Origin of the sequence: Methylobacterium sp. Leaf87 (assembly GCF_001422775.1) — a bacterium.
GTDB lineage: Bacteria > Pseudomonadota > Alphaproteobacteria > Rhizobiales > Beijerinckiaceae > Methylobacterium.
Window position 1 is genome coordinate 23,647 of sequence record NZ_LMMI01000028.1, and the last position, 6,000, is coordinate 29,646.

At 63.3% G+C, this 6,000-nt stretch carries 2 protein-coding genes and 3 pseudogenes; 4 read left to right on the forward strand and 1 reads right to left on the reverse strand.

What is annotated here, in order from left to right:
* Window positions 1-679: 679 nt before the first annotated feature.
* From ASF22_RS24925 to ASF22_RS23180, 4 genes and pseudogenes are all read left to right on the forward strand, one after another.
* Window positions 680-1,449, forward strand: a pseudogene (locus ASF22_RS24925) (IS5 family transposase).
* Window positions 1,433-2,978: pseudogene (locus tag ASF22_RS23175) on the forward strand (ISL3 family transposase). The pseudogenes ASF22_RS24925 and ASF22_RS23175 overlap by 17 nt, the downstream one beginning before the upstream one ends.
* A gap of 333 nt (window positions 2,979-3,311) precedes the next feature.
* Entirely contained in the window at window positions 3,312-4,334 is a 1,023-nt protein-coding gene (locus ASF22_RS14475) for a helix-turn-helix domain-containing protein (RefSeq protein WP_056265576.1), read from the forward strand.
* A gap of 204 nt (window positions 4,335-4,538) precedes the next feature.
* Window positions 4,539-5,344, forward strand: a protein-coding gene (locus tag ASF22_RS23180; protein WP_156647740.1) for an IS5 family transposase whose coding sequence is annotated in 2 segments (ribosomal slippage) — window positions 4,539-4,869 and window positions 4,869-5,344 — 807 coding nt in all. Because the reading frame shifts where the segments join, the coding sequence is not laid out codon by codon here.
* A gap of 255 nt (window positions 5,345-5,599) precedes the next feature.
* Here ASF22_RS23180 and ASF22_RS14490 read toward each other — a convergent pair.
* A pseudogene (locus ASF22_RS14490) lies at window positions 5,600-5,899 on the reverse strand (transposase); the annotation flags it as partial.
* Between the last annotated feature and the right edge of the window lie 101 nt (window positions 5,900-6,000).

The window sequence follows — 6,000 nt, forward strand, 5'->3', positions numbered from 1 at the left end:
CCATATCAAATTATCTAAGATTATATACAGTGCTGTATTACAAAAATTCGCTAGATTTATGAGATTTATTTTCAGCTTTTCATCATTTTAAATGGAATTATTTCAAATCGATTTGGTTTTCCGCCGAGCAACCTGCGTGTGATCTTCGAGAGGCTATTCCATGAGGATCTAGGCATCTTGGTATGCCCAGGCAAGCCGGTTCGGCGGCATCCGACAAATTATGGGACGCTGAGACAAGACTAAAATTTCGAACGGGGCAGGCCGCACTATTTTTCCGAAAAATAGGGCAAAAAGATTCGGCACCGTTGATCGGGTAGGAGCGCCGGGTTTTGCTGATCGGCCCATTCGGAGAAGCATTGTTCCCCGCAGATGAGCTTGCGTATCCTTTTGAGGCCGCCGCCGTCACGCATCTTCACGGTGGTATAGTGCGCAGCCGATTGACCGCCGGTTGTCGTGCCCCGTCGAGCTGGCTGGACGACGATCGCCGGGGCCATCCGTGTGGATCGGCGTCGAAACATGGGTTTGACTGAATCTCGGTGCAGGCGAGTTGATGGATCTCGGCTTCGGCTGACGGAGATCCTGCAATGCCCCGTAGCCTGTGTCCTAGGTCATGAACCCATGAACGGTGTTTGGATCGATTGAGGCGGCGGGGTCGTTTTCCTTAAGCTTGGAGGACGCGATGGGACGCTACGATCTGACGGACAAGGAATGGGCGGCGATCGAGCCGGTGCTGCCGACGGACGTGCGCGGTAAGGACCGGGTTGACGACCGGCGGGTGCTGAACGGGATTTTCTGGCGTCTGCGCACGGGCGCGCCGTGGGCGGACATCCCAGCGCGGTATGGTCCGGTCACCACCTGCGGCAACCGCTTCCGGCGCTGGCGTAAGCGCGGGGTCTGGGACCGGGTTCTGGCTGCCGTATCAGCGGCTTATGACGGCGACATCCAGATGATCGACGCCACGAGCGTGCGCGTGCATCAGCACGCGGCTACCGCCAAAAAAAAGACGACCGATCCCGTTGCATGGGTCGCTCGCGCGGCGGCCTGACCACCAAGATCCACGCGCTCGTCGACGCCGAGGGCCGGCCCATCGCCCTCAAGCTGACCGAAGGGCAGGCCCACGACGGCAAGGCCGCCGACGATATGCTGGGCGACCTCGGCAACGGTCAGATCCTGCTCGGTGATCGAGCTTATGACAGCGACAAACGCCGTCAGCGGCTCGCCGAGCAGGGCGCCTGGGCCAATGTCCGGCCGATGCCCAACCGCAAGAACGTCCCTGCCTTCAGCGCCTTCCTGTACCGCTATCGCAATCTCGTCGAACGCTTCTTCAACAAGATCAAACACTTCCGCGCTGTCGCAACACGCTACGACAAGGACCCGGAAAACTACCTCGCCAGCATCAAACTCGCAGCCGTCCGAATCTGGCTACGAGCTAATGAGTCTACGACCTAGTTCCATCATCCCTCGTGGACTCGTCGTCGATCATATTGAGGTCGGGTCCGGTCTGACCATCACCGTCCGGCCAATCGCCGCATCCGCTCGGTGCCCGGGCTGCGATCAGTCCTCGTCTCAAGACCATAGCCACTACACCCGCATCCTGTCGGATCTGCCGGTTGCTGGGAGACGCGTCGCCCTCGATGTCCGCGTCCGTCGTTTCCGTTGCATTGGGTCGGACCGCGGGACCGAGATCTTCGCAGAGCGGCTCGGATCTGACCTGGCCGCCGCCTACGCCCGGCGCACGGCCCGACTCGACTGCATCGTGCATCATCTTGGCCTTGCCCTCGGCGGGAGACCTGCAGCCAGCATCGCCCGACGGCTCATGGTCCCGGCCAGTCGAGATACGATGCTGCGGACCGTGCGCCGGCGTGCCGTCCGTCCGGTGGAGTGTCCGAGCGTAATCGGCATCGACGACTGGGCCTTCTGTCGGGGACAGCGTTACGGCACGCTGGTCTGCGACCTGGAACGGCGACGTGTCATCGCCTTGCTACCAGATCGGGAGAGCGGCCCCTTCGAGGCATGGCTTGCGGTTCATCCCGAAATCACCGTCGTCGCCCGTGACCGCGGTGGTTGCTACGGCGAGGCAACGACGCGGGCGCTGCCCAAGGCGATCCAGGTCCTGACCGATGGCACTTGGCGGAGAACGCCAGCGCCGCCTTCCTCGATGCGGTGCGCAAGTCGATGGCTGCCATCCGCACTGCGGTGGGAGCCGCGACGATCGATCCCGAACGGCTGACCTGTGCCGAGCGCCTGCAGTATGACGGCTATCTCCGGAGAAAGGCGACGGGCGAGGCGATCCTGGCCCTGTCGCGACAGTGCATGCCGATCAAGAAGATCGCTCGGACCACCGGGCATAGCCGCAAGCTCGTGCGCAACGTGCTGCGGGGTCTGACCTGCGACGTGTTCCGCGCGCGTTAAAACAGCCTGGACGCCTGCCTGCCCCAACTCGATGCCGAGTGGGTAGGCGGCGGTCGCAACGCGGCCGAACTCTGGCGTCGGCTCCGCGTCCGCGGGTTCACCGGCAGCCTGCGGGTGGTCGGGGAATGGGCGACGCGCCGCAGGCGCGGCGAGCGCGCTCCGGAAGGATCGCCGGGTAAGGTGCCATTGGCGCGCATCCTCTCTCGGCTGATGACGACGGGGCGGGACAACCTGCCGAAGGCCGAAGCCGTCATCGTGGCGACCATCGAGGCGGAGGTTCCGATGCTCGACGAGGCGAGGTCCCTGCTGTCGCGCTTCCTAGACATGATCCGCGAACGAAGGCGACCCGATCTAGACACCTGGATCGAGGCTGCAGCCCGAAGCCTTCTATCGTCGTTCGCGCGCGGCTTGCTGAAGGACAAATCGGCCGTCGCTGTAGCTCTCACGCAACCATGGTCGAACGGCAGACCGAAGGGCAGATCACCCGGCTGAAGCTCGTGAAGCGGCAGATGTTCGGTCGGGCCAAGCTCGACCTGCTCGAAGCTCGGCTGAACGGCGCTTCATGAGCCGATGAGCATCAAGATTGCGCCAGACCCATCCTTCGACGCCGATCCACAAGTTGAGCTCGGCCAGTCCAACGATGGACCAAATTCGAACCAGGACTTACCAAATTAGAGCAGGCTGCGAATTCCCAACCGGCCGGTGATACAGCGGGCTGGCGGAATTTTGCTCATAGTTACAGGAGGGGCTGTTTGTAATGGCGCTGAAAGAGGCCGTCCGTTGCGCTTTTGGTGGGTTCAAGTCCCAGGGGCCCCACACGCCGACGTGTGTTGTCCGGCCGAGGGCATCATGGCTAATGCCTTCCGCTAAACGGGTCGGGTGGCAGGGGTTCTGGTCCTTTGAGTACAGAAGAGACGACGGGTGAGGCGGGCCTGCCGCACTTCTTCCTGACGACGTCGGGTTTGCCGCCCGGAGAGGCTTTCGAGCGGTGGCGCACCCTTCTGGCGCCGATGTACGAGACCGTTCCGACGACGCCGTCTGCCCCCCTGCCGTTCGGCGCCAACATCGCGTACCAGATCGGCGACCTCGTTACCCACCGCACGGCGCTCTCGACCCAGCGGCTCCTGCGTGACCGCCGACGCGTCGAGGCCGGTCCCGACCACTACATGGTTCAGCTCTACCGGTCCGGCCGCTTCCAGGGAACGGTCGGTGGCAAACCCCTCTCGGCCTCGCGCGGCACCGTGACCCTCATCGGCCGCCGTCACTTGCTCGACGGCCTGCTCGACCGAGCCGATGCAATTGGCATCGCCGTCCCCTTCACGCGCCTCCACGGATTGTCGATCGAGACTCACGACCTGCTCTTCGATGCAGCCCGGAACCGGCTCCTCGCCGCGCGCATCCTGGACATCTACCGCCGTTTGCCGACCACGCGCGCCGACAAGGCCTCAGCCCTCGCCGATGATCTCGTCGCCTTCCTGCACCGCCTCCTCGACGGCTCGCAGGCTAAGGATGTCCTGGACGGCCTCGAACTCGACGGAGGCCATAGGGCGCTGGCCAGGATGGTCGTCCAAGCGAACCTGTCGCGGCCCGATCTGTCACCCGAGTTCATCGCCGGGGAGATCAGAGTCTCGCGAGCCACGCTCTACCGAATGTTCGAGCCAGAGGGGGGCGTGATGCACTTCGTGCAGGGCGAGCGCCTGCTAGCGGTGCGCGACGCGCTTGCCGATCCCATGGAGATGCGAACCCTTACCCGGTTGGCCGAGGTCTTCGCGTTCAGCAGCGCCTCGCAACTCAGCCGCAGCTTCCGCAACCGCTACGGCGTCCCACCTCAAGTCTGGCGTGGCGAGCGGCGGGTAGTGGCTCAGAGGATCGGCGGTCAGGGGACTGTGCAACACGTCTGGAAGTGGCTGCGTGAAACGTGATGACCGCATCGGGGTGTGCCTAGGAGATTGACGCCGTGATACGGCGGCTGAAATAATCTGGGCCCATGAGGAAGGCCGCGGCTGAAGTCCAGGATGATGCCCGTCAGAATTTATCCTTGCGCCAAGGCGGGCTTATATACAATAAATTTTTGGGCCATTATTTAGAGCGCCTAACGAAACCGGCGGTTGGTGCGTTGATGAGGTATGGCGAAGTTCCTCGTTCCCGACGATCTCTGGGCGGTGATCGCGCCGCTGCTGCCACCGGCTCGGGCGCGTCCGAAGGGCGGGCGACCGTTGATCCCGGACCGGGCGGCGCTGACCGGCATCCTGTTCGTGCTGCGCACCGGTTTGCCGTGGGAGTACCTGCCGCAGGAGATGGGCTGCGGTTCGGGGATGTCGTGCTGGCGACGGCTGCGTGATTGGCAGAGGGCAGGCGTATGGGCGGCTCTGCACCGCGCCCTGCTGGAGCGGCTGGACGGCGCCAGACAACTGGACTGGAGCCGTGCGGCACTCGACAGCGCCAGCCTGCCGGCGAAAAAAGGGGGGCGGCGACCGGCCCGAACCCGACGGACCGGGGCAAGCCGGGCACGAAGCGCCACCTCGTCGTCGATGCCCGCGGCACGCCGCTCGGTGTTGTCCTGACCGGGGCCAACACTCACGACAGCACCCAACTCATTGCGACGCTCGACGCGATCCCGCCAGTGCGCTCGGGCCGTCGTGGACGCCCGCGCCACAGGCCCGGCAAGCTGCACGCCGACAAAGCCTACGACCACCGCCGCTGTCGCCAGGAATGCCGGGCCCGCGGGATCGCCCCGCGTATCGCTCGCCGGGGGATCGAGAGCAGTCAACGCCTGGGCCGCCACCGCTGGGTGGTCGAACGCACGCTGGCGTGGCTGGCTCGCTTCCGGCGGATGGCTATCCGCTACGAACGCCGCGCCGACATCCATCTCGCCTTCACGACGCTGGCCTGCGCCCTCGTCACTCTCAACCAATGCAGGCGGTTCTGTTAGGCGCTCTTATCCTAAAATTTATTCAGTTATATGCCGATATTGCAAATCCTGTAGCGTATCAGCGTCAACTTTATTTTTATTGATCTCGCGTTCGGACCGACCGTTGGAAAGGCAGCGAACGTCATGTCAGGCTCTGTGAGGCTCTGCAAAGTCAACGGAGCTACCGAGCGGCATGCAGCATTGCACTTTTTCGATCTTCCAAAGAGGCACTTAGCTGAGTTCGAGTTGTCGCTGTGCGACTAGAGCCGTGCCCTTTCAGGTTGGATCATAGGCATCGTATCCAGCGGCGATGAGATAGTTCCGGCATTCGTCAGGCCTGAAAGCCGCGAAGGCGTCCCGGATGGCGATGGTCAGGTCATCGGCGGTTCGCGCTGCGGCGGTCCGGAGAAGGGCTTTCGCTTTGGCGAAGACCTGTTCGATGGGGTGAAGTCCGGACTGTAGGGGGGGAAGGTAGAGCACCCGTGCGCCGACCGCCTCAACGGCTTCGCGCACCCCAACGACCTTGTGGGCTTTCAGATTGTCGAGGATGACGGTGTCGCCGGGCTTGAGCACAGGAGCTGACCTGACCGGTATTTTGGACCGAGCCAATTGGAAGGCTACTGCATGGTGGCGGCCATGGGTAGCCGGAAGGCCAGATCCGGGAGGGTGACAGGCGC